This is a genomic window from Aeromonas sp. sia0103 (assembly GCF_963895295.1).
In the GTDB taxonomy this organism is placed as follows: domain Bacteria; phylum Pseudomonadota; class Gammaproteobacteria; order Enterobacterales; family Aeromonadaceae; genus Aeromonas; species Aeromonas encheleia.
On record NZ_CAWQKG010000022.1, the window covers coordinates 526662 to 549494 of the forward strand.

Sequence of the window (22833 nt, forward strand, 5' to 3'; positions counted from 1 at the left end):
GGTCGCACGTATGGGGCCCCGCATCCACAGGACCTGTGCCGCTCAGCCCGGCGGGCTCAGCAGCTCGTACATGACGGGGGCAACCGACAGGGCCAGCAAGGCTGCCATGGCATGGTTGAAGCGGCGGCGGGCGAGCGTGCTGGTCAGCCAGCGCTTGAGCAGGGAGCCAAACAGCAGCCAGAGTCCGACGCTGGGGAAGGAGACGACGAAGAAGGTCAGGGCTATGGTCAGGTTCTGCTGGTAGAAGTCGGCACCGACGCTGGTGAAGGCGGCGATGGCGCCGGTGGCGACCACCCAGGCCTTGGCATTGACCCACTGGAACAGGGCCCCCTTGAGAAAGCCGAGGGGGCGGGCCGCGGGCTGCCCCGTGATCTCATCCGCCGAGCGGGCGATCAGCCAAGCCAGATAGAGCAGGTAGAGGGTGCCCACCCACTTGATGATCAGGTGCAATCCGGGGAAGAGGCTGAACAGCTGGCCGAAGCCCAGCCCGACCAGCAACAACATCAGGGTAAAGCCGACGCAGATCCCGGCGAGCAGCGGCAGGCTCCGCCTGATCCCAAAGTTGGCCCCGGCACTCATCACCATGATGTTGTTCGGCCCCGGGGTGACCGATGCCGAGATGGCAAACAGCACCACGGCGTAGAGATAGTCCATTGCGATCCTCGTGCGATAACCGTCCATAGTCCTCTCTATATTGGGGGTTCCCTCCCGCTTTCAAGCCCGGCCGTCCAGGTAAAAAAACAGGCTCCGTTGAGGAGCCTGTTTGCATGTGCAGGAGGTCGGGATCAGGCGGGGTTGCCGTCGCTTGCCGGTGGCAGGCTCCGGTGGGATTCCACCTTCTGCTCGTCCCCCTTCATGTTCTTGATGTAGACGTCCATCTGGTTGAACGCGATGTCGATGCCGTGCTCGCGGAACAGCAGGTCTATCTTGCGGTTCAGCTCATCGATGGCCGGGTTGCGATCGCCGAGCTCACTCACGAAGAAGCGCAGCTCGTGATCCAGGGTGCTGGGGCCGAAGGTGAGGAAGTAGACGATGGGGGCCGGATCTTTCAGTACCCGGCTGTTCTCCATGGCCGCCTGCATCAGCAGCTTGCGGGTCAGCTCCAGATCCGAGCCATAGGCCACCCCGACCCGGGCGATGACCCGGGTGACGGTGTCGGACAGGGACCAGTTGACCAGCCGCTCTATCATCAACTGCTGGTTCGGGATGATCACCTCCTTGCGGTCGAAGTCGGTGAGGGTGGTCGAGCGGATGCGGATCTTGTTGACTGTCCCCGAGATGGTGCCGATGGTGACGGTGTCGCCGATCCGGACCGGACGCTCGAACAAGATGATGATGCCGGAGATGAAGTTGGAGACGATCTGCTGCATGCCAAAGCCGATACCGACCGAGAGACCCGCGGCCAGCCACTGCAGCTTCTCCCACTGGACCCCCAGCATGGCCAGCGCCGTGAGCGAGCCCACCCCGATCAACACATAGTTGAGCATGGTGGTGAAGGCGTAGGCGGTGCCCTGGGCGAGGCGCAGCTTGGAGAGCACCAGCACCTCCAGCAGGCCGGGCAGGTTGCGGGCCAGCGACAGGGCCGCCCCGAACAGGAACAGGCCGGTCAGCACATCACTCAGGCTGATGGGATAGAGCACCGCATTGGCGCCGGTGCCCTCGCTCTTGTGCCACAGCACCACGCTGTCGAGGTAGGTGAAGACCGCGACCAGATCGGACCAGAGCCAGTAGAAGGCGACGCCGAACACCAGCAGCAGCATGATCCGGGTCAGGCGCAGGGACTGCTGGCTGGCATCCTCCAGATCCATGGGCTGCTCTTCGATAGCCTCGCCCCCTTCCGCATCTTCCTGGGATCTGTGTTCCCGCTTGGCGACGGCGCGGCGATAGGCCAGGCGGCGGGCCGCCAGCTCCAGGCCGCGCAGGGCGGTGCGGTAGACCAGGCCCCAGATGATGATGAGGTAGAAGGATTCGATCAGCCGGCCGGTCAGCTTCAGGGCCGTGTAGTAGTAACCCAGCGCCGCCAGCACCATGAGTGCCAATGGGGCCAGCGCCAGGGCGACCGCCGTCAGGGTCTGCACCATACTGGCCTCGCCCTTGATGCGGGCGCGGGAGATGGGCAGCACCAGGTAGGCGGTCAGACCGAGCAGCAGCATGGTCAGCGCCTGTCCTATCACGTCATTGCCCAGGGAGGAGGGTTCAACCACCGCCTTGGTTGACAGCATGATGAGCGGCAGCAGCGGCAGCCAGAGGTAACGCATGCTGTTGCGCTTGGCCTGCAGCTCGGCCCTCGGCAGGCGGAAGTGGGTCTCGCCGAGGCCACCGGGTCGCATCACCGACAGGTAGACGCTGAACACCAGATAGCCGAGCGCCAGGTTCAGGGTGATCTGGAAGATGAGCTTGGGGCTCAGCAGACCACAGTAGGTGAGCCAAAGGCCGGCGGCCAGGATGAAGAGGCTGCCCGGCAGGCGCTGCAGCACTGTGTAGAGCAGGGCGCGCGGGGTGTGCCACTGGCTGTCCTGGCGGAAACGGCCGAGATCCTTGGTGATCGCCTGCTGGCGCTTGAGGAAGGTCGGCCGCTTCCACAGCAGCAGACCGCCGACCAGCAGCAGCGGGAAGGCGAGCAGGGAGACCGGCAACAGCATCTCGCCCCAGCCACTCCAGTCGGGCTTGAGTACCCAGTCGGAGGCTTGCTTGTAGGCCTGGGCAGGCCAGTTGATGAACCACTTGCCATCGATAGGCTTGTTGCTGCTGACCCAGAAGATGTGTTGTTGCAGGGTGAACTCGATGGAGGCATAGACCCGGGTCAGCTGCTGCTGGGTCAGCTGCAGGCTGATGGCGTTGGTCAGCTGGCTGTCGAGCTGGCGGTTGAGCTGATCGAGCAGGCTGATGCGGGTGTCGAGCAGCTTGGCCAGGCTGGCCTTGTCCTCTTCGCTGACCGGCTCGCTGCTGCTGGCTACCAGGTTATCCAGATACTGGGTCTTCTGGAACAGCTGATCCCGTTGCTGGCTCAACTCGAACTGGGCCAGATGCAGATCGGCTATCTGCTCCTCCAGGTTCTTCACCAGGGTGGAGGGGGCGGCCTCCAGCTGCTGGTAGAGCTGGTAGAGGATGCGCGACAGCAGCAGGTTGCCCTTGAGCATCTGCACCTGTTCGTTGAGGTTGCGCTCGGTCTGGGTGCCACGCTCAAGCCAGCTCTTGGCCTGCAGGTTTTTCTGTGCGAGCGAGTTGAGATTGGAGGTGGCGCTGATCAGTTGCTGGCTGAGCTGGTGGTTGAGTTCCTGCTCTTTTTGCACCAGCGGATTGTCTGCGATGGCCACCAGCTCACCGGTCTGTTCGGCGGCCTTCTCGGTGTCACCCAGACGCTTGGCGCTGCTCTGCTCCTGCAGTGCCAGCAGCTTCTGCTCCTCGCTGGCGAGGCGGGCACTCTGGTAATCGCGCTGCTTGACCGCGAGATCCTGCATGCTGGTACGGTTGTCCAGCTCCTTCTGCAGGTTGGCCAGCTGCAGGTCCAGCAACACCAGCTCGGTATTGAGCTTCATCTTCTCGGCGCTGCTGATAGTGTCACCTGAGTTCAGGCGGGAGCGGATCTCCTGGCTGCGCTGATAGGCGCGGCTCATGTTGGCCTGGGCTCGCTCAGGCAGGGTCTGCAGGCTGGTGATCTGGCTGCCGATGGTGCCGAGGGCCTCCTGAGAGGCCTGCAGGTTGGCCATGATCTCGGCCTGGCGGCTGTCCAGCTCCGCCAGGCTCATGCTGGCGTATTCGCTCTTGAGCTGCTCCTGGCTCTTGCCCTGGGTCAGGCCGTCGAGCTTGGCACCTATCTCCTTCATCTCGGTGGGGAGGGTGCGTATCCGTTGCGTCTGCGCCTTGGCCTTCTCCTGCTCCTTCTCGATGTTGTCGAGCAGGCTGAGGGTATCGGTCAGAAACTTCTGATCGGCCTGTTGGCTGACGGTGAGGGTATCCGATTTGCCGAGGGCATCAAGCGCCCGTTGTACTGTGGCGCGTTGGGGCACATCCTGCGCCATGGCTTGCGGGGCGCAGAGGCTGATGAGTAAACAGAGCAGCGGCAACAGGGTGGCCGAGACTCTTCTGAACTGTGTTGAGGGCATAAAACTTCCGGGTTATTACGCGAAATTTGGGAGGTTTCCCTCGTGGGGGAAATCCGCGTGGATTCTAACACCGGCCGGGAAGGCGAAGCAGGGGGGCGGCATAAAAAAAACGGCGCCCAAAGGGCGCCGTTTTATCGGTTCAGGACTGGTTAGAGTACGTGAACGGAGGCGGTGTTGGTGGTGCCGCTCGGTACCAGAGCACCGGAGACCATCACGACGACGTCGCCTTTCAGGCCCATGCCGCTGGCCAGCGCCGCTTCTTTACCGATGCGATAGAAATCGTCGGTGGAGGCGATGCTGTCAACCACGTGAGCAACCACACCCTTGGTCAGGACCAGCTGGGCTGCGGTTTTCTGGTTGGTGGTGATGGCCAGGATCCAGGCTTTCGGGAAGTACTTGCGAATGGCCTTGGCAGACTTGCCGCCTTCGGTGGCAACCACGATCAGCGGGGCATCCAGCTTCTCGGAGGTCTCGACGGCGCCCTTGCAGACGGCTTCGGTGATGCGCAGCTTGTTGCTGTCGTTGGCAGCAGACAGGTTGGACGGCATCACGGCATCGGTACGCTCGCAGATGGTGGCCATGATGGTCACGGCTTCCAGCGGGTACTTGCCCTTGGCGGACTCACCGGACAGCATGACTGCATCGGTACCGTCCAGGATGGCGTTCGCCACGTCACCGGCTTCGGCGCGGGTCGGACGCGGGTTCTTGATCATGGAATCCAGCATCTGGGTGGCGGTGATGACCACTTTACGTGCCTTGTTGCACTTGGTGATGATCATCTTCTGGGCGAAGATCACTTCTTCTACCGGAATTTCCACACCCATGTCGCCACGAGCAACCATGATGCCATCGGACACGGCCAGGATGTCATCGAAGTTGTCCAGGCCTTCCTGGTTTTCGATCTTGGAGATGATCTGGATGGCTTCGCCACCGTGAGCCTTCAGGTGCTCACGGATTTCCAGCACGTCTTCTTTCTTGCGAATGAAGGAAGCAGCAACGAAATCAACACCTTGCTCGCAACCGAAGATCAGGTCGCGCTTGTCTTTCTCGGCCAGGGCCGGCAGCTTGATGGAGACGCCCGGCAGGTTGACGCCCTTGTTCTCGCCCAGATCACCGTTGTTCAGCACCTTGCAGATGACTTCGCGTTCGGTGATTTCGATGACGTCCAGACCGATCAGGCCGTCATCCACCAGGATGCGGTTGCCGACGCGCAGGTCGTTGGCGAAGCCGGCGTAGGTCACGGCGACTTTGTCTTTGTTGCCAACAACGGTCTGGTCGGTGGTGAAGGTGAAGGTCTGGCCGGCGACCAGAGAGACATCGTTGCCACCTTCCAGCTTCATGGTACGGATTTCCGGACCCTTGGTATCCAGCAGGATGGCGGCGTGCTTGCCGGTAGCGGCCATCACTTCGCGCAGGTTGCGGATACGGGTGCCGTGCTCTTCGTAATCACCGTGAGAGAAGTTCAGGCGCATGACGTTCATGCCGGCGTCGAGCATTTTGCCCAGCATTTCTTTGGATTCGGTCTTGGGACCTATGGTGCAGACGATTTTGGTCTTTTTCATGTCAGTCTTCATGGTTAAGGAGTTTCCGCCGTGCAATATACACCAGTTTTTGGATACTTTTTATGATCCAGAAACAACGTTTTGAGCTAAAACCGCCCCATTTTGGAAGATAACGTTTTCGCTCACAGCTGATTTTAGGGGCTAAAATAATTGGTTTCCCATATTTAAACCCATTCGGTTCCTATGGTTGGACGCATCAGCGTCCGTCCAAGATGTTGTTAAATGACAAACAACGGAGCCGCTACCGGACTATGGTGGGGCTGCCTGGATCTGGGGTAGCTTCGCGGCCAACCACTGCAGGTTGGACGGCGCCGTTCGGCTGATCGCCGGACCAGCAGGGGGTGGCTAGCATCGCTCCCTGGCCGAGCCGCCCTCAAGTGTAGCCGCGGTGTCGGTCCCTGGTGAGCCGATGGCGGAGATAGCGGACGACACGGCATGGAAGATGGCGGATAGCGCGGGCAAAAGGCCGAGTCTCGCCATCAAAGGAAGCAGCATCAGGCAAAAAAAAGCGCCGCTGTCACCAGCGGCGCTTTTCATGTGTCGCGAAATCAGGCGAAGAACCAGTAACCGCGGTTGACCAGGCGGGTCAGCAGTTGCAGGAAGCCAGCCTGATCGGCGAGCTCCACCATGTCGGCCTGGGTGATGATGTCCTTGTCACACAGCAGGGATATGGCGGCGGCGTCCTCGCTCTGCAGGGTCCAGGCTTCGCCGTCGATGTAGCACTGCTGGCTGTCGCCGCTGAACCAGACCGAGCGCAGGCCCGGTACCTTGATGGCGGGCTCGCCCTGGGTCAGCAGATCGGCTACTTCCTCGGCGCTGTAGTCCGGCTCGACCGGATTGACGTCCAGATCGTGCTTGGCCTCGGAGATCATGGTACCGAACCACTCCTTGAACAGGGTCTCGTCGTCCAGCGCCTGTTGCATCAGCTCGCGCAGACGGTGCAGCTCGTGGGGCTGGATCTCGCCGTGGCGGGCGCGGGGCTTGAGATCCCCATCGCCGTAACGCTCGGTGCGCACCTCGTTGTCGATCAGGTGATCGGCGAAGGAGGAGATCAGCGCCTTGGCATCCGGCGCCCGGAAGCCCACCGAGAAGTTCAGGGACGGCTCGATGGCGTAGCCCTCGTGGGGGAATCCAGGCGGGATGTAGAGGATATCGCCCGGCTCCATGATGACGTCGATGATCGACTCGAACGGTTCGCAGTGCAGCAGGGCCGCGTGGGCGGCGAACTCGCTCCGCGGTGTCGCATCGCCGACGCGCCAGTGACGCTTGCCCTGACCCTGGGTGATGAACACATCGTAGTTGTCGATGTGGGGGCCGACGCCGCCGTGGGGAGTGGAGAAGCTCACCATCACATCGTCAAAGCGCCAGCCCGGGATGAACTGGAACGGCAGTGCCAGCTCGTTGACCTCGGGGGCCCAGTGGTTGCAGGCCTGCACCAGCACGGTCCAGTTCTCTTCCCCCAGGTGATCGTAGGATTCGAAGGGGCCGTGGGCCGCCTCCCACTTGCCGTCGAAGCGGGTCACCAGACGGGATTCAATGGTCTCTTCCATGGCCAGACCCGCCAGTTCGTCCGGGCTGATGGGATCCTGAAAGTCGGTGAAGCCACCCTTGATGAGGAGCGGGCGCTTCTGCCAGTAATGTTCGAGGAAGTGAGCGATATCCAGATTCAGTTCGTACATGGTTCTTCTCGTCAAAAGGTCAGACAAAGTTAAGAGAGGTCTTGCCCAAGGGAGCTGCCGGCCTTGGGCAAGGCCTCTTTATATATGGCAAAAAGCTTGGCAAACGGTGTGGCAGTCAAAAATAACAGGGGCCCTGCGCGTATCACAGGGCCCCTGTCGTATCAGGCTATCGGCTTACTTCAGCAGATCCACCAGACGCTGGGCCTGACCGATATAGTTGGCCGGGGTCAGTTTCTTCAGCTCGACCTTCACCTCCTCGGGCAATTCGAGGGTGTCGATGAAGGTACGCATGCCTTCGGCGTCGACGCGGCGACCACGGGTCAGCTCCTTGAGTTTCTCGTAGGGCTTCTCGATGCCGTAGCGGCGCATCACTGTCTGGATGGGCTCGGCCAGCACTTCCCAGTTGGCATCCAGATCGGCGGCCATGGCACCGGCGTTGGCTTCCAGCTTGGAGATCCCCTTCAGGGTCGCCTGATAGGCGATCAGGGAGTAGCCCACCGCCACCCCCAGGTTGCGCAGCACGGTCGAGTCGGTGAGGTCACGCTGCCAGCGGGAGATGGGCAGTTTGCTCGCCAGATGCTGGAACACGGCGTTGGCCAGACCCAGATTGCCTTCGGAGTTCTCGAAGTCGATGGGGTTGACCTTGTGCGGCATGGTGGAGGAACCGATCTCGCCCGCCACGGTGCGCTGCTTGAAGTGACCCAGGGAGATGTAACCCCACACGTCCCGGTCGAAGTCGATCAGTATGGTGTTGAAGCGGGCCATGGCATCGAACAGCTCGGCGATGTAGTCGTGCGGCTCGATCTGGGTGGTGTAGGGGTTCCAGGACAGGCCGAGGGAAGTCACGAACTGCTCGGAGAACTGGTGCCAGTCCACTTCCGGGTAGGCGCTGACGTGGGCGTTGTAGTTGCCGACTGCGCCGTTGATCTTGCCGAGGATCTCCACCGCCATGATCTGCTTGTACTGGCGCTCAAGGCGGTAGGCGACGTTGGCCATCTCCTTGCCCATGGTGCTCGGGGTGGCGGGCTGGCCGTGGGTGCGCGACAGCAGCGGCATGTCGCGGTACTCATGGGCCAGGCGCTTGAGCTCGCTAATCAGCTTCTCGCAATAGGGCTTGATCACCTGGTCGCGGGCGGTCTTCAGCATCAGGCCGTGGGAGTTGTTGTTGATGTCTTCCGAGGTGCAGGCGAAGTGGATGAACTCGCTGACGGCGGCCAGCTCTGGGTTCACTTCCACCTTCTCTTTCAGGAAGTATTCCACCGCTTTCACATCATGGTTGGTGGTGCGCTCGATCTGTTTGATGCGGGCGGCATCCGCCTCTTTGAAGTCGCTGACGATGCCGTCGAGCAGGGCGTTGGCGGCCGCGCTCAGGGCAGGGACTTCCGGGATCCCGGCGTGGCTTGCCAGTTTCTGCAACCAGCGAACCTCGACTTCGACGCGAAAACGCAGCAGACCGAATTCGGAGAAGATGGGACGCAGGGCATCGGCCTTGTCGCCATAACGACCGTCAATCGGGGAAACAGCAGTCAGCGCGGACAGCTCCATGGGGTGAACTCCTGATGTGTGTGGGGGTTAGAAACTCAAAAACGTTTGGCCAGTTCCACCATCTTCTTGCGGGCGAAGATGATCTGGGTACGGCTGCCACCGAGCTGACGCCACAGCACGGCGGCGCGGATGCCCGCCAGCAGCAGGGCGCGCACCTTGTGTTGCACCAGCGGCTGCTGCAGGAACAGCGGGGTGCCCGCCACCTGGATGCGCGGCCCTATGGGGCTGATGAGATCGCTGTAGATGCTCGCCATGTTGGCCAGGATCTGCTCGTCGAGCAGATCGAAATGCTGTTGCTGGCGGCCGATCTGGCCGATCCGCTCCCCCAGCATGTTGAGGATGTCCTTGCGCTTGGCCAGCTTGCGCTCCAGCGCGATCAGGCTCACCACGTAGCGGGTCAGCTCGGCGTTCTTCTGGCTGCCATCGGCGCCAAGCTGCTCCACCAGGGCGCGGTAGCCATCGCGGATGGCGAGGTGGCTGCCGAACACTTCCAGCGGCTGCTTGGGATTGGTCACCAGCACGCTTTGCAGGCTCTCGCGCAGGGAGGCTTCATCGCAGCTGCCATCACGGGCCACTTTTTGCACCAGGTAGGCCGCCTGGCAGATGCCGGCGAAAGCCATAGTTCTGTCTTGGAATTTGTCGCTCACGTCTGCTGCCTTCTGTTAAGGATTCAAACCGAATGGCTGAAACGTTGTTCGATGATGCCACCGCCCAGACACTCTTCCCCGTCATAGAAGACGGCGGATTGCCCCGGGGTCACGGCGGCCTGTTTCTCATCGAAGATGACACGAATGGTCTCGTCGTCGATGGGCTGGATCAGGCAGGGGATATCTTCCTGGCGGTAGCGGGTCTTGACGGTGCAGCGGCGCGGCGTGCGGATCGGGGTGCGATCCACCCAGTGCAGCTGGCTGGCGATGAGGCCGTCGGAGTAGAGCCGCGGGTGTTCGCCCTGCGCTACGATCAGGGTGTTGCGTTCCACCTCTTTGTCGACCACGTACCAGGCCTCTTCGGTGGCGTCTTTACGCCCGCCGATGCCGAGCCCCTTGCGCTGGCCCAGGGTGTGATACATCAGGCCCTGGTGCTCGCCGATCACCTTGCCGTCCACGGTTTCGATGGGGCCGGGCTGGGCGGGCAGGAACTTGGCCAAGAAGTCCTTGAACTTGCGCTCGCCGATGAAGCAGATGCCGGTGGAGTCTTTCTTCTTGGCGGTGACGAGATCCAGCTGCTCGGCGATGCGGCGCACCTCCGGCTTCTCCAGATCCCCGACCGGGAACAGGCTCTGACCGATTTGTTGCTCGCTCAGGGTGTAGAGGAAGTAGCTCTGATCCTTGTTGCCATCGAGGCCGCGCAGCAGGCGCGGGCGGCCGGTGCTGTCGTCACGGCGCACGTAGTGGCCGGTGGCGATGTAGGTGGCACCCAGCTCTTCGGCGGCGAATTCGAGGAACGCCTTGAACTTGATCTCCTTGTTGCACAGGATATCCGGGTTCGGCGTGCGCCCTGCCTTGTACTCCGCCAGGAAGTGCTCGAACACATTGTCCCAGTACTCGGCGGCGAAGTTGATGGTATGCAACTTCATGCCCAGCTTGTCGCAGACCGCTTTGGCATCAGCCAAATCCTGGGAGGCGGAGCAATACTCGTCCGTGTCGTCTTCTTCCCAGTTCTTCATGAACAAGCCTTCGACCTGATAACCCTGCTGCTGCAGCAGGTAGGCCGAGACGGAAGAATCCACGCCGCCGGACATGCCGACGATCACCTTGATTTGGCTGTTGTCTGTCATTAGTCGAAGTTACCAGTTCGTTTAAACGGGGCGTATTCTACCAGAATTTCGCGCCCCCGGTCACATATCCATGCCGGCGTCCCCATGAAGAGGAGGTCGGCAGGAAATCGTTTTTCCGTTCGTGGGCCACCTGATACCAAACCGGTGCCAAATGGCATCAGATAAAGGCCTTGAGCGCCGACAGCGGCAAGCGGGTGCCCCCCAGATAATCCTGGATGCACTGCCACACCAGCGGGCTGCGCAGGGCGGGCTTGCACTCGGCGATCTCGTCCAGGGTGAGCCAGTGGCAGGCCAGCACATCGCCGTCAGGATCCTCTGGATGGTGCTGACCCGGCGCCTTTTCAAGGTCGAACACCAGGGCGGTGCGCACAAAGGTGGCCTCGCTGTCCGCCGGTTTGAACAGATAGACCCCCAGCCAGGCGTTGGGATGGGCGCAGAGCCCGGTCTCCTCTTTCAACTCGCGGCAGGCGGCCTCGATCAGGTTCTCGCCCGGCTCCACATGGCCGGCGGGCTGGTTGAAGCGGCGCTGGCCCGCGATCTCCTCTTCCACCAGCAGGAAACGGCCCTGCCAGTGCACCAGGGCGGCGACCGTCAATCTGGCTGGCATGGGGTGATGTTCGATCATGATGACTCCTTGTCGCTGGGATGACGGGCGGGTCGGCGGGCCGTGCCCCGGCTCGTGCCGCGGGGTTGGCCGCCATTGCGCTCGGTCGCCTGTGCGGCAGGTTGGGCGCTGGCGCTGCGCCCGGGCTTGTTCTGCTGAGGGGAGCGCGCCTTGGTGCCGGTCGGGCGTGTCGCCGCGCCCGTGCCCGCCCGTTCGGGCTGGCGGGATCGGCCGCTGGTGCGGGAAGACGCCGCCAGCTCGGGGGCGGGCAGGCTGCGGCTCTGGCCGGGGGCCAGGCCATCGAGTGTCCAGTCGCCGATGGCGTAGCGGATGAGGCGCAGGGTGGGATGGCCGATGTGGGCGGTCATGCGCCGCACCTGGCGGTTGCGTCCCTCCACTATCTTGATCTCGAGCCAGCGGGTGGGGATCTCCTTGCGCTCGCGGATCGGCGGATTGCGTGGCCACAGCTCGGGTTCGTTCATGATCCGCGCCCCGGCGGGCAGGGTCATGCCGTCGTTGAGCTCGACCCCGGCGCGCAGGGCCGCCAGTGCCTCCTCGCTCGGCACGCCTTCCACCTGCACCCAGTAGGTCTTGGGGGTCTTCTCCCCAGGCTGGGTGAGGCGCGCCTGCAGCTTGCCGTCGTTGGTGAGCAGCAAGAGCCCCTCGCTGTCGCGGTCCAGCCTGCCGGCGGCATAGAGGCCGGGTTCCTTGATGTAATCCTTGAGGGTCTCCCGTCCCGCCTCGTCGGTGAACTGGCACAGCACCATGTAGGGCTTGTTCAGCAGCAGCAACTTGCGATCGGCTGGCGCCAGCACCGGCTTTTGCTCGGCAGGATTGCCAATGCGTGAGCGTGCATTGAGGGGGCGGTCTGCGGCAGCCGGGCGGCCGGAGAGGGAGAGACGGGGACGGGCAGATTTCATCGAATGCACACCAACAGCAAGGGATGCGGCAGTGTATCACAGGGGGGCGACTGGGAGATGAACGGCGGTGGGCAGGCGGGGAACCCTAACTCAGCTCAGCAGGCTCTCGATGACGATGGCCTGACGGGCGGGGGCCGTGCTGGCGTGTTGCAGTGCCATGCTGACCACCTCGTCCATCATGGCGCGGGCCAGCCGGGTGAGGGGGCGCAACTGCTCGGGGGGAAGCCCGGCCGGGATCGCCAGCAGCAGCAGGGTCTGCACCGGGCCCAGGGTTGAGCCCCATTCGATGGGCTCGGCGCAGTGGAGCAGCGAGAGGGCGGGCTGGCGGATGGCGGGGCAGATCACATGGGGCATGGCGAGGCCCGGCCGGATGATGGTCGCGGCGAGCCGTTCGCGGCTGGCGATGGCCTGCTCCAGCATAGGCCTGTCGCGTACCAACTCGGCCGGTAGCAGATCCACCAGCACCTTCAGCGCCAGGGCCTTGTCGAGCGGCGCCGTGGCGTGGCCAAGCTGGTTGAGTGCGAAACAGTAGTCGGGCTGGGCGGCGGCGAGGCGCTGCTCGGCCAGGGCCGCCGATCCCGGACGGCCAAGGGGCTGACCCAGCTCGCCGCACCAGCAGGTAAACGCCATGTGGGCGAGCTCGGCATCCAACCCTTCGATCAGCAGCTGGCAGAGATCACCGGGCTGGGTGCCCAGGGTGAGCAGTGCGAGCAGGTTGTCCGCCCCGACGCTCTGGCGACGGCTGATATTGATGAAGCCGATCTGGGACTTGAACAGCCCGGCCAGTCGGCTCAGCTGCTTGCCCTGGGCTATGGTCAGGCCCTGACGGCAGCAGAAGGTGAGTTCGCGGCGGAGCATTCAGACGCCGGGCGTCAGGGTCTTGAGCACGGCGGCCGCATCCAGCAGCACGGCTTCCAGCGATACCTGGCGCAAGGGGCAGCCGAGGAAGCGCTCCTTCTGCTCGATCTCGATATCGGAGGCGATCAGCACCAGATCCGCGCCGGCGATGTCCCGGGCGGTCAGTATGTTCTCCAGACCCATGGCGCCCTGGGTCTCAACCTTGATCTTCAGCCCCAGCTTGTCGGCGGCTCTCTGCAGCGCCTCGGCGGCCATGTAGGTGTGGGCTATGCCGGTGGGGCAGGCGGTGACGGCGAGGATCTTCATCGGTTCTCGGGGCTAATGACATGGGGGCAACAAGATAGCGCCAACCGCCGGCCTTTACCAAAGCCGCGGGGCAAAAATGGGATCTCGGCGGTGCTGCCGTGCCTGTTTGCACAGAGGATGGCTGCAATTTGGTGTCATTTGCTGACGGTCGGCGCTTGGCATGAAAAAACGGCCCACCAAAGGGCGGGCCGAATGCACACTGCGGAGTGGAACCTGTTGTGTCTATCAGGCGGACTGGGTCGCCAATTCGGCGGCGCGCAGTTCGCGTTTGATGCGGCGGATCTTGCGCTCCTCGGCCACGGCCACGCAGGCCATCAGCACCAGGCAGGCGGCGGCGGCCATGTCCAGCGCCGCGAAGGTGCCGGTCCAGCCGGTCAGGCCGAAGATGGGGGTGCCATCGGCGATCATGCCCAGACCCAGCTTGGCGAAGCTGTCACCGATGAGATAGGCGAAGGTGCCCTTGACGCCATCGGCCACGCTGATGCCCTGTTTCGGTACGAAGCCCACGGCGGCGACGCCGATCAGCAGCTGCGGGCCGAACACCAGGAAGCCCAGGGTGAACAGGGAACCCAGGAACATGAACTGGGTGGTGGCGTGCTGATAGAGACCCAGGGTGGCGATGATCAGCGCCAGTGCCACGCAGGCCACCAGGCCACGGCGACCGTTCGCCAGGTCGGAGAGATAGCCCCACATCAGGGTACCGACCAGGGCGCCCACTTCGAAGAAGGTGAAGCCCTGGATGGCGACTTCCTTGGAGAAGCCGAGCTCCTGGTGGGCGTAGACGGTGGACCACTGGTCGATGCCGATGCGCACCACGTACAGGAAGATGTTGGCGAAGCAGAGCAGCCAGATCACCTTGTTCATCAGCACGTACTTCACGAAGATCTGACCCTTGGTCAGCTTCTGCTCCTCGGTGGCGATATCTTCTTCGCTGGCGACCTCGTCAAACAGCTCCTCCACCTTGCCCAGACCATAGGCTTCCGGTGAGTCGCTGCCGAAACGCAGACCCACGAAGCCGACGACCAGCGCGATGAGGGACGGGAAGATAAACATGCCGAGCACGTTGCCATCGAACAGGTAGTTGGCACCGAACAGCGCCACCCCGGCCGCACCGGCCCCGCCCACGTTGTGGGAGAGGTTCCACATGCCGAGGTAGGTACCGCGCTTGTTGCGGGGGGTCCACTTGGTGATGGTGGAGTAGCTGCAGGAGCCGCCACAGCTCTGGAAGAAGCCGCTCAGCGCATAGAAGAAGATCATGAAGTAGAGGCTGAAACCGGTGCCGCCCATGCTGGCACTGAAGCCGAGCATGCAGAGGGCAGAGAGGATCAGCATCAGCGGCAGGAACTGCTTGGTGTTCTTGCCGTCGGCATAGTAGGAGACGACCGTCTTGCCCACCCCGTAGGTGATGGAGAAGCCGAGGCCTATCATGCCGAGCTCGGTCATGGAGAGACCGTACTCCTGGATCATGTCATTCTGCGCAATGTTGAAGTTCTTGCGGATCAGATACATGGTCAGATAGCCAATGAATACAACCAGATAGGATTGCATAAAGGGCTTGAACCAGAGTTTGCGCCGGGCTGCGACCGGCAAGTCCAGGGTCGGGACCCGTACCTGCTTGAGAAAATCCAACATATTCATCCTCTGCGAGATAGTCGGTGTTTCCGCCGCGCCCCTCATTTGTGTATTGAAATAATTCAATCTGTTATGGGAGGTCACGCCACGGAAAGGACAACAGGGAAGGCGCGGACTGTGCGCTTCGCCGCCCTGTCGATTGAACCCATGCCAAGCCCTGCGCCAGTGCGAGGGTCGGGTTACTACATCAGGTGAGCCGACTGTAATGAGGCGCGGCGCGGATGGCGTGAGAGCCATCCCTAGTGGGCTTAAGAAAATTTCCTAGTTTGGCGGCGGTTGACCATGAAGTGTGAAGAGGATCACGCCATCGCCGCTCTGGTGGTGACGGTTTTGGCGGTCGGGAGGGGATGGAAGGAGGCGGTCGGAGCTGGTCTGACGTGGCTGCGCACCCATGGCCCGGTTGGCCATGACCGGAGAGTGTTCTTGTGGTTAGACCATCATCATCGGTGCGGTCTGGACATCATGGCTGGAGAGGGGGGCGGAGGGATCGTCACCTGATAGCCACTCCGAGGCGTACTCTCTCAGGACTGTCAGGGCCTGATAGAGCGTACTGTCATCCATGCTGGACAAAGGATGCTGGCTCCAGACAATCAGGTAATTATCCGGCGACAGCGCCACGCGCGGGCGGGCAAGATCTGCCGAAAACAGGTTGTGTTGCAACAAGGCGATGGCTTGTTGTGCGTCCGCTAGTGGCGAGAGTTGCATAAAGATGGCCAACTGGGCGTCGCCCAGTGCCGCGAGGTGAATGGTTTGACTGCCATCCAGCGTGAGGCTGGCGATGCCCTCTTCGGTCGTCAATGTGATCCCGAGATGGGTGCCCAGCGCCTTCAGAGAGGCTTCAAATTGTTCGCTCATGTGCTGTTGTCCGGTGAACAGTAAAGAAGAAGCGAGCAAACTACCGAAAAACTACCATCGCATTTGTCACTTATTACCGCTGATTTTGTCTCTATTGGCCACTTAGCGACGGGCCTAAAATTTTCCGACCAGCGCTGCAAAGACGAAAGCGGTCAGCTTTTTATACTCGGGCCTCACTCAAGCCATCCGAGGTAAAGATGACCTTAGCTATTCAAACCCTTCATCGTCAGGTAACCCAGCAACTTCAGAATCATGACGGCGAACTGACCGGCAAATTGAAGGGGAACGTCGCGGCCAACAAGGAGGGGACGTTTCAAGGGCTGACAGTCACCAATGGTGCCAGAGATACCGAGAAAGCTTTTGCGCAAGAGGTGCTCAAGCATGTGCAGAATATTGCCCTCAGTCAGGATGATGTCGTTGCACTTCATAAGAGTGCGACCCGCTTCAATCATAACAACTTCGATCTGCGCTCCGTCGGACATGGGGAAAGCCGGTTGGTCGCGCTGCGCAGCGATCAGCTGACATTGAAGGATGCCAAGATCTTGCTGGATGCTGCCATGCGCCAGCACGGTGTTAAGGAGGCAACCAATGCCCGGCCACAGCAGGATACGCCGCCCCCGCTGCCTCCCCGCCAGGCGCCGGCATTGCCTCCTCGTGGCGAGCGTCCCGTCATGGCACAGATGCATGAGCGGCTGATGGGTGTTGCCCCCAAAATGGTCGTCCCCGTGGCGGTCGATCCCTATGGTGCAGAGACGAAGCAAGAGCTGAGCGGCAGACTCAAAAAATTGCAGAGCCAGCTGTCTCCTGCGGCCAATGCCGGCCGCTACCTGCAGGCGACTGGCGGGGCCAAGCTCAACCGTTTCAATGACATCCCGGCCAGCAAGGCCACGGCCGTCCGCTCAGATCTCAACGCCAACTATGTGCAGGTGGGAGCGCATCGCTCGATCGCCTGTCAGTACCCTCTTGAGGCGCAGTTGGAGAGCCATCTGCAGATGCTGTTTGATAACCGGACCCCGGTATTGGCGGTATTGGCCTCTGCAAATGAGATCCGCAATTCCGACTTCAAGATGCCTGACTATTTCCGCCAGAGCGGTCAGTATGGCGCTATCTCGCTGGCTTCAAAGCACCATGAGAGCATCGATCTTGGTGACGGCATAAAGGCCGATGTCTATAAATTGGCGCTGACCATGCCCGGCTTTGGCAAAAAAGGGATCACGGTACCGGTGGTGCATGTCAGCAACTGGCCGGATAAAACCGCCGTCAGTGCAGAGGTCACTGACAAGTTGTCATCCCTGTTGGAGCAAAAGGCACAAGAGCAGCGGGCCGTGTATGAAAAAGCAGGCAGCTCCGCTGTCGGGGATGACAACAAGCTGCTGCCAGTGGTGCACTGCCGTGCCGGGGTGGGGCGTACCGCTCAGGTGATAGGTGCCATGGCCATGCATGATCCACGTAACAACCAGTTGAGTGTGGAAGATGTCGTCAGTGAAATGCGCACCAGCCGCAACGGCGTCATGGTGCAAAAAGAGGAGCAACTGGATGTGCTGATGGCGTTGGCAGAGGGGCAGCAGCGTCCCCTGTTGAAGGCATAACAGAACTTCACCAATGAAAGAGGCCACCTTGCGGTGGCCTCTTGGTTTACTCGGGGGCGTCACTGAGGGCGTGACGCTTTGACTCAGGCGGCTTTGGCCAGTTGCGCTTCGTCTGTCTTCTTCACCCGCAGTTTCTTGAGGGCGACGGCGGTGACGCCGGTGACGATGGCGCCGCAGATCATGCAGAGCAGGGCCAGCAGAGGCTTGTTGACGGCGCCGAGCAGGGCGACGATGGGGCCACCGTGGGCCACGCTGTTGGTGATGCCAAACAGGAAGGCCATCACGGCGGCGGTCATGCTGCCCAGTATGTTGGCCGGAATGACGGCCAGCGGGTCACGGGCGGCGAACGGGATGGCGCCTTCGGAGATCCCCACCAGGCCCATGGCACCGGCGGCCTTGCCCGCCTCGATTTCGGAGGCATCGAAGATACCCAGCTTGCGGCCGAGCACGGTAGCGAGCGACATGCCGAGCGGTGCCGCTGGTATGGCACAGGCCATGGCCCCCATGAACTGGGTCTGGCCCGAGGCAATCATGCCGACTGAGAACAGGAAGGCCACCTTGTTGACCGGGCCACCCATGTCAAAGCCCGCCATGCCGCCGAGCACTATGCCCAGCAGCACCAGGCTGCCGCCGCTCATGGAGAGCAGCATGGCGTTCAGACCCGTCATCATGTCGGCGATGGGGGCGCCGATGATGAAGATGAAGACGGCGGCGATAAACAGGGAACCGACGATGGGGGCGATCAGGATCGGCACCAGCGGCTGCACCATCTTGTGGTAGTGACGGGTGGCGATCCAGCGCACCAGATAACCGACCAGGAGACCTGCGATGATGGCACCGATGAAGCCGGTACCGGCGTCGGCGCCGTAGAAGCTGCCGTTGTTGGCGATCCAGCCGCCGATAAAGCCCGGCGCCAGGGCGGGGCGATCACCGATGGCGTAGGCGATATAACCGGCCAGGATGGGGATCATCAGGGTGAAGGCGGCCACGCCGACGTTGAGGATCTGGTTCCACATGCTGCCTGCCGGGATCTGCATGCCGCTCGGGGTCGGGTCGCCGCCGATGGCGAGCGCCAGGGCGATCAGCAAACCCCCCGTGACGACAAACGGGATCATATGGGAGACGCCGTTCATCAGGTAACGGTAGAGGTCGGAACTACCGCCCGCGCTTTGCTCTTCCCCTTTCTTGTCCTCCTTGTCGGCCACATAGGCGGGGGCCTTCAGGGCCTGTTCGATCAGCCCCTTGCCATCCTTGATGGGAGCCTTCACCCCTGTCTTGATCAGCGGCTTGCCGTTGAAGCGGGCCATGTCCACCTGCTTGTCACAGGCCACCACGATGGCGCTGGCACGGGCTATCTCGGCCGCGGTCGGGCTGTTCTTGACGCCGATGGAGCCATTGGTCTCCACCTTCACCTCGTACCCCAGCTCCTTGGCGGCACGCTCCAGGGATTCCGCCGCCAGATAGGTGTGGGCGATACCGGCCGGGCAGCCGGTGACACCTATGATGAAGCCCTTGTCGGCGGCGGGGGCGGCTTGCTCCTCCTTGCGCTCAAGCAGCAGGGCCAACGCCTCGGCGGAGGTCTTGGCGGCCAGCAACTTGGCGATGAAACCCTCTTCGATCAGCTTGGCGGAGAGCTCGGCCAGCACCTCGATATGGTGGTTGGCGCCGCCGGCCGGGGAGGCAATCATGAAGAACAGTCGGGACGGCTTGCCATCCTCGGCGCCGTAATCGATACCGGCGCGGCTGATGCCGATGGCCACCGCCGGGGTGCTCACCGCCGCACTCTTGGCGTGGGGCAGGGCAACGCCCTCCTCGAAGCCGGTGTTGTCCAGCTCTTCCCGGGCCCACAGGTCCTTGATGAACTGCTGCTCGTCGCTGACCTTGTCCTGGGCGACCAGCAGGCGGGCCATCTCGCTGAAGACCTCTTCCTTGCGCGTCGCTTTTAAATCGAGATTGATCAGATGTTCGTTGATCAGTGTGGTGATCATGGCGCTCTCCCGCTCCTTGATGAAGCCTGTTGGCATGCCGACGCCCGTTGACGGGTCGAGGCATGCGGACAAAATTGACACTCATATTATGGCGGCACGGCATCAACCGCCCTATCGGACAAATATGCGAATCACTGGATTTTTGTGCGGTAAAAACCCGAGTGTGAGCGGGATCTCAAAGTGATAGATTGGGCGTAAGGCGTATGTGTTTAGTATTTTTATGCATTAAATCATTAAGTTAGTTGCTGTTTTTTTGTGGTTGGATAGATGTGGCCCTACCAGTGGGAACTGGAGAGAGAGGCCTCTTCTGTAAATTTGTGAGATGAAAGGAGTCGGCAGGCTGTGAGCCAGCGCACATAAATGACGGCCATCAGGGGAGGATAGGGGAGAGCAAGCTGGAGAAAAGTCGCAGGCCATCGAGGCGATAGCCATATGGATGGCGGGTTAAAAGTAGCTGGGCGGCACACCCGCATAGTGTGGGTGTCTGAGAGAGAAGAACATGCAATCACCACTCTGGATGCGCTGATACCCCAACTTCTCGTAGTAGTGATGGTCGATATCCGCATGCAGAAAAGTGGCGATGGCCTCTGGAGCGTTCAGGAGCTTTTCTGTCACGCAGCGCAGCAGCTGGGAGCCAAAACCCTTTCCTCTCATTGACCTCGCACAGGTCATCGCTGGTCGGCATGCAGTTGTCCAGTACCTGATCGGCCAGAACTATCAACTTCTGGCCCGATGGGGGGGCGGATATTGCGCCATCGAAGTAATGGCGATCACCTTGTGGCTCCGTGCTCTGGCGAGCGGGCTCACTCGATGGGGGAGTTGTACTCGGGTTAGGAAATTCTTGGCACACGCTGAGATTCATCAACCAACTTGTTTAATTCTTTGAGCTTGTTGAGAGAGATTTGGTATTGACCATTTGAAGGTAACGGCTTCCCGTTAAACTGTTGCCATACCAAGTCTCCAGGGCCATTAAAAATCTCTTCAAATGTGCCGTTGGGAAATATTTTGATGACAATCGTATGTTCCGGCTGGCTACGGAATGAAGCTGATTTTGCCTGAGTTGCTTTGATTTCAACTTGCAACCCGGAAGCTGATACAGCGTCATAGCCTTTATTCGATGCGTTCATCAGATCCAGCCCATATGCATCAGCCACCAAACATTCACCTATGCTGCCGACCATATGGCCATCTGGCGTAAAGTGCCGCCCTGGGAACATGGACACAAGCTCTTCTACCGTTGAATAGAGCTGCTTTACCAAACTTTGAAATTTCTTGTGATCGATCATGTTCGCTTAATGCCTTATAAACAGTGCTGAGTGTGTTAATAAGAAACCCATTCAATTTCTCTCAGACAAGGCTACCGCCCCTAAGTTCCTGCCCCCCAGCTTGCTGATTTTTACCTGCGCGTGACCCGATAGGACATGGCCGATCCGACTCATGGACGTGACTCCGTCGAGGCTTGGTTGCCAACTGAAGCATCTTAACCAAGGCGGTGGGTAGCAACACAGGGAGCCGATAAAAATCGGCGGCAGCTCAATAAATTACCGATGGACGGTGCTGGCGGCGGATCTGTGATGCCGCCTGAGGGTTTGCGGTGACTGGCTCCGGCTCCAGCTACTTTGTGACATGGTGCTAGGAACAGGGCTCAATACTCGAGAAATTTCTCGCCGCAGCGCTCACAGATAAGGTGGCGCACATGGGTGGTCTGATAGGCCAGGGTCGAGCCGAATGCCCAGTTGGTGAGGGTGCTGGTGCGAAAGGCTTGCCAGAAGGCCTTGCGCGGGTCTTTGGGCATGATGTCCTGACTGTGGTCGCGGGCGACCAGCACCACTATATGGCTGGTGCGCTCCCCGCACTTGTCGCAGCGATGGATTTCGCTCTGCTCCTGCTGTTCACTCTGTTTTTGCTGTTCACGCTGGGTTGTCACAATGCGCTGGCTCCTGTTCTGGATGGCGCGCTCATCATATTCCTCTCCACTTGGCTCTCCTACTCCCCATGCGGAGTTCTGCAATCGGGAGCGGGCTCACTTTTTATCTGCCGGGTTATCTGCCGGGGGAAGGGGCGGCAAGTTTCCCTGGTTGAAATCGGCATCATCTGTCGGGGCAAGAAGCGTCACTGACTAAAGCCTGCCGCGTCACGCCGCGCCAGCGCCCGCTCCACGTAGAGATAGCCGATGCCCATCACCTGCTGGGCACGGTTGAGCTCGCCGAAACGCAGCTGGGTCGCATTGACCGCATCGCTGCAGTCGAAGGGGTTGGCGCCGGTCTGGCTGATGATGGTCTGCAGCCAGGGCTCGCCGAAGTCGCAGCTGCGGCCATACAGGTAGATGCGGTTGATGTTGAGGATATTGAGGAAGTTGTAGAGGCTCAGGCCAATGGCGCGGGCCCCTTCGTCCACCAGGGCGCGGATCATGGCATCCCCCTGATGGTAGAGCGCGAGCAGCTGGGCCGTGTCGAGCTCCCCGCCCGCCGGCGCCGGGTTGTCGGCGCTGGCTTGCTGCTTGAGAAAGACCCTCGCCCGTTTCTTGATGGCAAACAGCGAGGCGACCGTCTCCAGGCAGCCGTAGCGGCCGCAGGCACAGGCGCTGCCGTCCGGGTTGATGATGGTGTGACCTATCTGGCCGCTGCCAAACAGGGCGCCCCGGTAGATCTGGCCGTTGATGATGAAGGCGGAGCCGATGCCGTAGTCGACGTTGATGACGCAAAAATCCCCGCCATTTTCCCGGCCCTGCCACTTCTGGGCCAGCGCCAGCATGATGCAGTCGTTGTCCACCATCACCTCGCAGCCGAGGCGCTCCTCCAGCAGGTACTTGAGCTCGACCGGCGCGTGCCAGGGGGCCTGCGGCATGGTCTGGGAGACCCCGGTGGCCGGATTGACCTGGCCGTGTACCGCCAGCGCCAGCCGGATCACCAGTCCCTTGTGGCGGCGCTTGTGCTGGTAGTAGTGCGCCTCGATCAGGCGCAGCAGCTCGTCCGGGGTCTGCGGCGCTATCTTCTGGCCGCTGAACTCATCCAGTGGGGTGATCAGGTTGTCCACCAGTATGCTCTCCAGGCGGGTGGGGCTGATGTTGAGGCAGAGGATGGCCCCCTTGCCGCTGGCGATGCGGTAGCTGCCGCCGTTGATGCCGCGCAGGGAGAGGTTCTGCTCGCTGTGGCTGATGGCGCCGTCGGCTACCAGCTCGTCGAGGATCTTGCTGACCGCCGGGATGGAGAGCTCGCAGTGGCGGGCCAGGGTGGACTTGCTTGCCTCCTTGAGCTGGTAGAGCAGCGCCAGCAACACCTGTTTGTTGTGGTGGCGAACCTTCTGGTTGTTCAGGCCGATGATCATTGGTTCACTAAACTCCGCTTACTGTATTGCGTGATCTTTAAGCAAAAATCGCTGTAATGACCATTCTAAACTGGCCTCATCCAAA

General features: G+C 61.3%; 19 protein-coding genes. 1 reads left to right on the forward strand and 18 read right to left on the reverse strand.

Features of this window, described 5'->3' with window-relative positions; genetic code table 11:
- Positions 1-42: 42 nt before the first annotated feature.
- From AACW18_RS10815 to AACW18_RS10875, 13 genes are all read right to left on the reverse strand, one after another.
- A complete protein-coding gene (locus AACW18_RS10815; protein WP_218290021.1) occupies positions 43-654 on the reverse strand; it encodes a LysE family translocator in 612 nt (203 codons plus the stop codon).
- A gap of 131 nt (positions 655-785) precedes the next feature.
- Entirely contained in the window at positions 786-4106 is a 3321-nt protein-coding gene (gene mscK / locus AACW18_RS10820; RefSeq protein WP_218290023.1) for a mechanosensitive channel MscK, read from the reverse strand.
- A gap of 149 nt (positions 4107-4255) precedes the next feature.
- The gene (gene pykF, locus AACW18_RS10825) at positions 4256-5668 is read right to left on the reverse strand and encodes a pyruvate kinase PykF (RefSeq protein WP_042653884.1); all 1413 of its coding nucleotides are present in this window, start codon (positions 5666-5668) and stop codon (positions 4256-4258) included.
- A gap of 548 nt (positions 5669-6216) precedes the next feature.
- A complete protein-coding gene (locus AACW18_RS10830) occupies positions 6217-7347 on the reverse strand; it encodes a ribosomal protein uL16 3-hydroxylase (RefSeq protein ID WP_218388633.1) in 1131 nt (376 codons plus the stop codon).
- A gap of 174 nt (positions 7348-7521) precedes the next feature.
- Positions 7522-8892, reverse strand: a complete 1371-nt coding sequence (gene purB, locus AACW18_RS10835; protein ID WP_218388634.1) for an adenylosuccinate lyase — start codon at positions 8890-8892, stop codon at positions 7522-7524.
- A gap of 35 nt (positions 8893-8927) precedes the next feature.
- Positions 8928-9539: a high frequency lysogenization protein HflD gene (gene hflD / locus AACW18_RS10840; protein WP_042653881.1), complete on the reverse strand. Its 612-nt coding sequence runs from the start codon at positions 9537-9539 to the stop codon at positions 8928-8930.
- Between the two features lie 23 nt (positions 9540-9562).
- Entirely contained in the window at positions 9563-10669 is a 1107-nt protein-coding gene (gene mnmA / locus AACW18_RS10845) for a tRNA 2-thiouridine(34) synthase MnmA (RefSeq protein WP_218388635.1), read from the reverse strand.
- A gap of 157 nt (positions 10670-10826) precedes the next feature.
- On the reverse strand, positions 10827-11294 hold the full coding sequence (locus AACW18_RS10850) for an NUDIX hydrolase (protein WP_218388636.1): 468 nt from the start codon (positions 11292-11294) through the stop codon (positions 10827-10829).
- Positions 11291-12193, reverse strand: coding sequence for a pseudouridine synthase (locus tag AACW18_RS10855; RefSeq protein WP_218388637.1), 903 nt, complete (start codon positions 12191-12193; stop codon positions 11291-11293). The genes AACW18_RS10850 and AACW18_RS10855 overlap by 4 nt, the downstream gene beginning before the upstream one ends.
- Positions 12194-12283: 90 nt before the next feature.
- On the reverse strand, positions 12284-13051 hold the full coding sequence (locus tag AACW18_RS10860) for a PTS sugar transporter subunit IIA (protein ID WP_218388638.1): 768 nt from the start codon (positions 13049-13051) through the stop codon (positions 12284-12286).
- The gene (locus AACW18_RS10865) at positions 13052-13357 is read right to left on the reverse strand and encodes a PTS fructose transporter subunit IIB (RefSeq protein WP_042653876.1); all 306 of its coding nucleotides are present in this window, start codon (positions 13355-13357) and stop codon (positions 13052-13054) included.
- A gap of 225 nt (positions 13358-13582) precedes the next feature.
- Positions 13583-14989, reverse strand: coding sequence for a hexose-6-phosphate:phosphate antiporter (uhpT, locus tag AACW18_RS10870; protein WP_218388639.1), 1407 nt, complete (start codon positions 14987-14989; stop codon positions 13583-13585).
- A 429-nt stretch (positions 14990-15418) separates the two neighbouring features.
- Positions 15419-15844, reverse strand: coding sequence for a CesT family type III secretion system chaperone (locus tag AACW18_RS10875; RefSeq protein WP_218388640.1), 426 nt, complete (start codon positions 15842-15844; stop codon positions 15419-15421).
- A 197-nt stretch (positions 15845-16041) separates the two neighbouring features.
- Here AACW18_RS10875 and AACW18_RS10880 point away from each other — a divergent pair, with 197 nt between their 5' ends.
- The gene (locus AACW18_RS10880; RefSeq protein ID WP_218388641.1) at positions 16042-17433 is read left to right on the forward strand and encodes a protein-tyrosine phosphatase family protein; all 1392 of its coding nucleotides are present in this window, start codon (positions 16042-16044) and stop codon (positions 17431-17433) included.
- Between the two features lie 83 nt (positions 17434-17516).
- On the opposite strand, the gene AACW18_RS10885 is transcribed toward AACW18_RS10880, so the two are convergent.
- The 5 genes from AACW18_RS10885 to AACW18_RS10905 all read right to left on the reverse strand — a co-directional run bounded on the left by AACW18_RS10885 (position 17517) and on the right by AACW18_RS10905 (position 22748).
- On the reverse strand, positions 17517-19421 hold the full coding sequence (locus AACW18_RS10885; protein WP_218388642.1) for a PTS fructose transporter subunit IIABC: 1905 nt from the start codon (positions 19419-19421) through the stop codon (positions 17517-17519).
- Between the two features lie 444 nt (positions 19422-19865).
- Positions 19866-20093: a GNAT family N-acetyltransferase gene (locus AACW18_RS10890; protein WP_339381519.1), complete on the reverse strand. Its 228-nt coding sequence runs from the start codon at positions 20091-20093 to the stop codon at positions 19866-19868.
- A gap of 158 nt (positions 20094-20251) precedes the next feature.
- Complete coding sequence (locus AACW18_RS10895) at positions 20252-20707, reverse strand: DUF6998 domain-containing protein (RefSeq protein WP_218388643.1); 456 nt, start codon at positions 20705-20707, stop codon at positions 20252-20254.
- A 359-nt stretch (positions 20708-21066) separates the two neighbouring features.
- Positions 21067-21348, reverse strand: a complete 282-nt coding sequence (locus AACW18_RS10900; protein WP_218388644.1) for a hypothetical protein — start codon at positions 21346-21348, stop codon at positions 21067-21069.
- Positions 21349-21533: 185 nt separating this feature from the next.
- Positions 21534-22748: an ROK family transcriptional regulator gene (locus tag AACW18_RS10905; RefSeq protein ID WP_256351836.1), complete on the reverse strand. Its 1215-nt coding sequence runs from the start codon at positions 22746-22748 to the stop codon at positions 21534-21536.
- Positions 22749-22833: the final 85 nt, after the last annotated feature.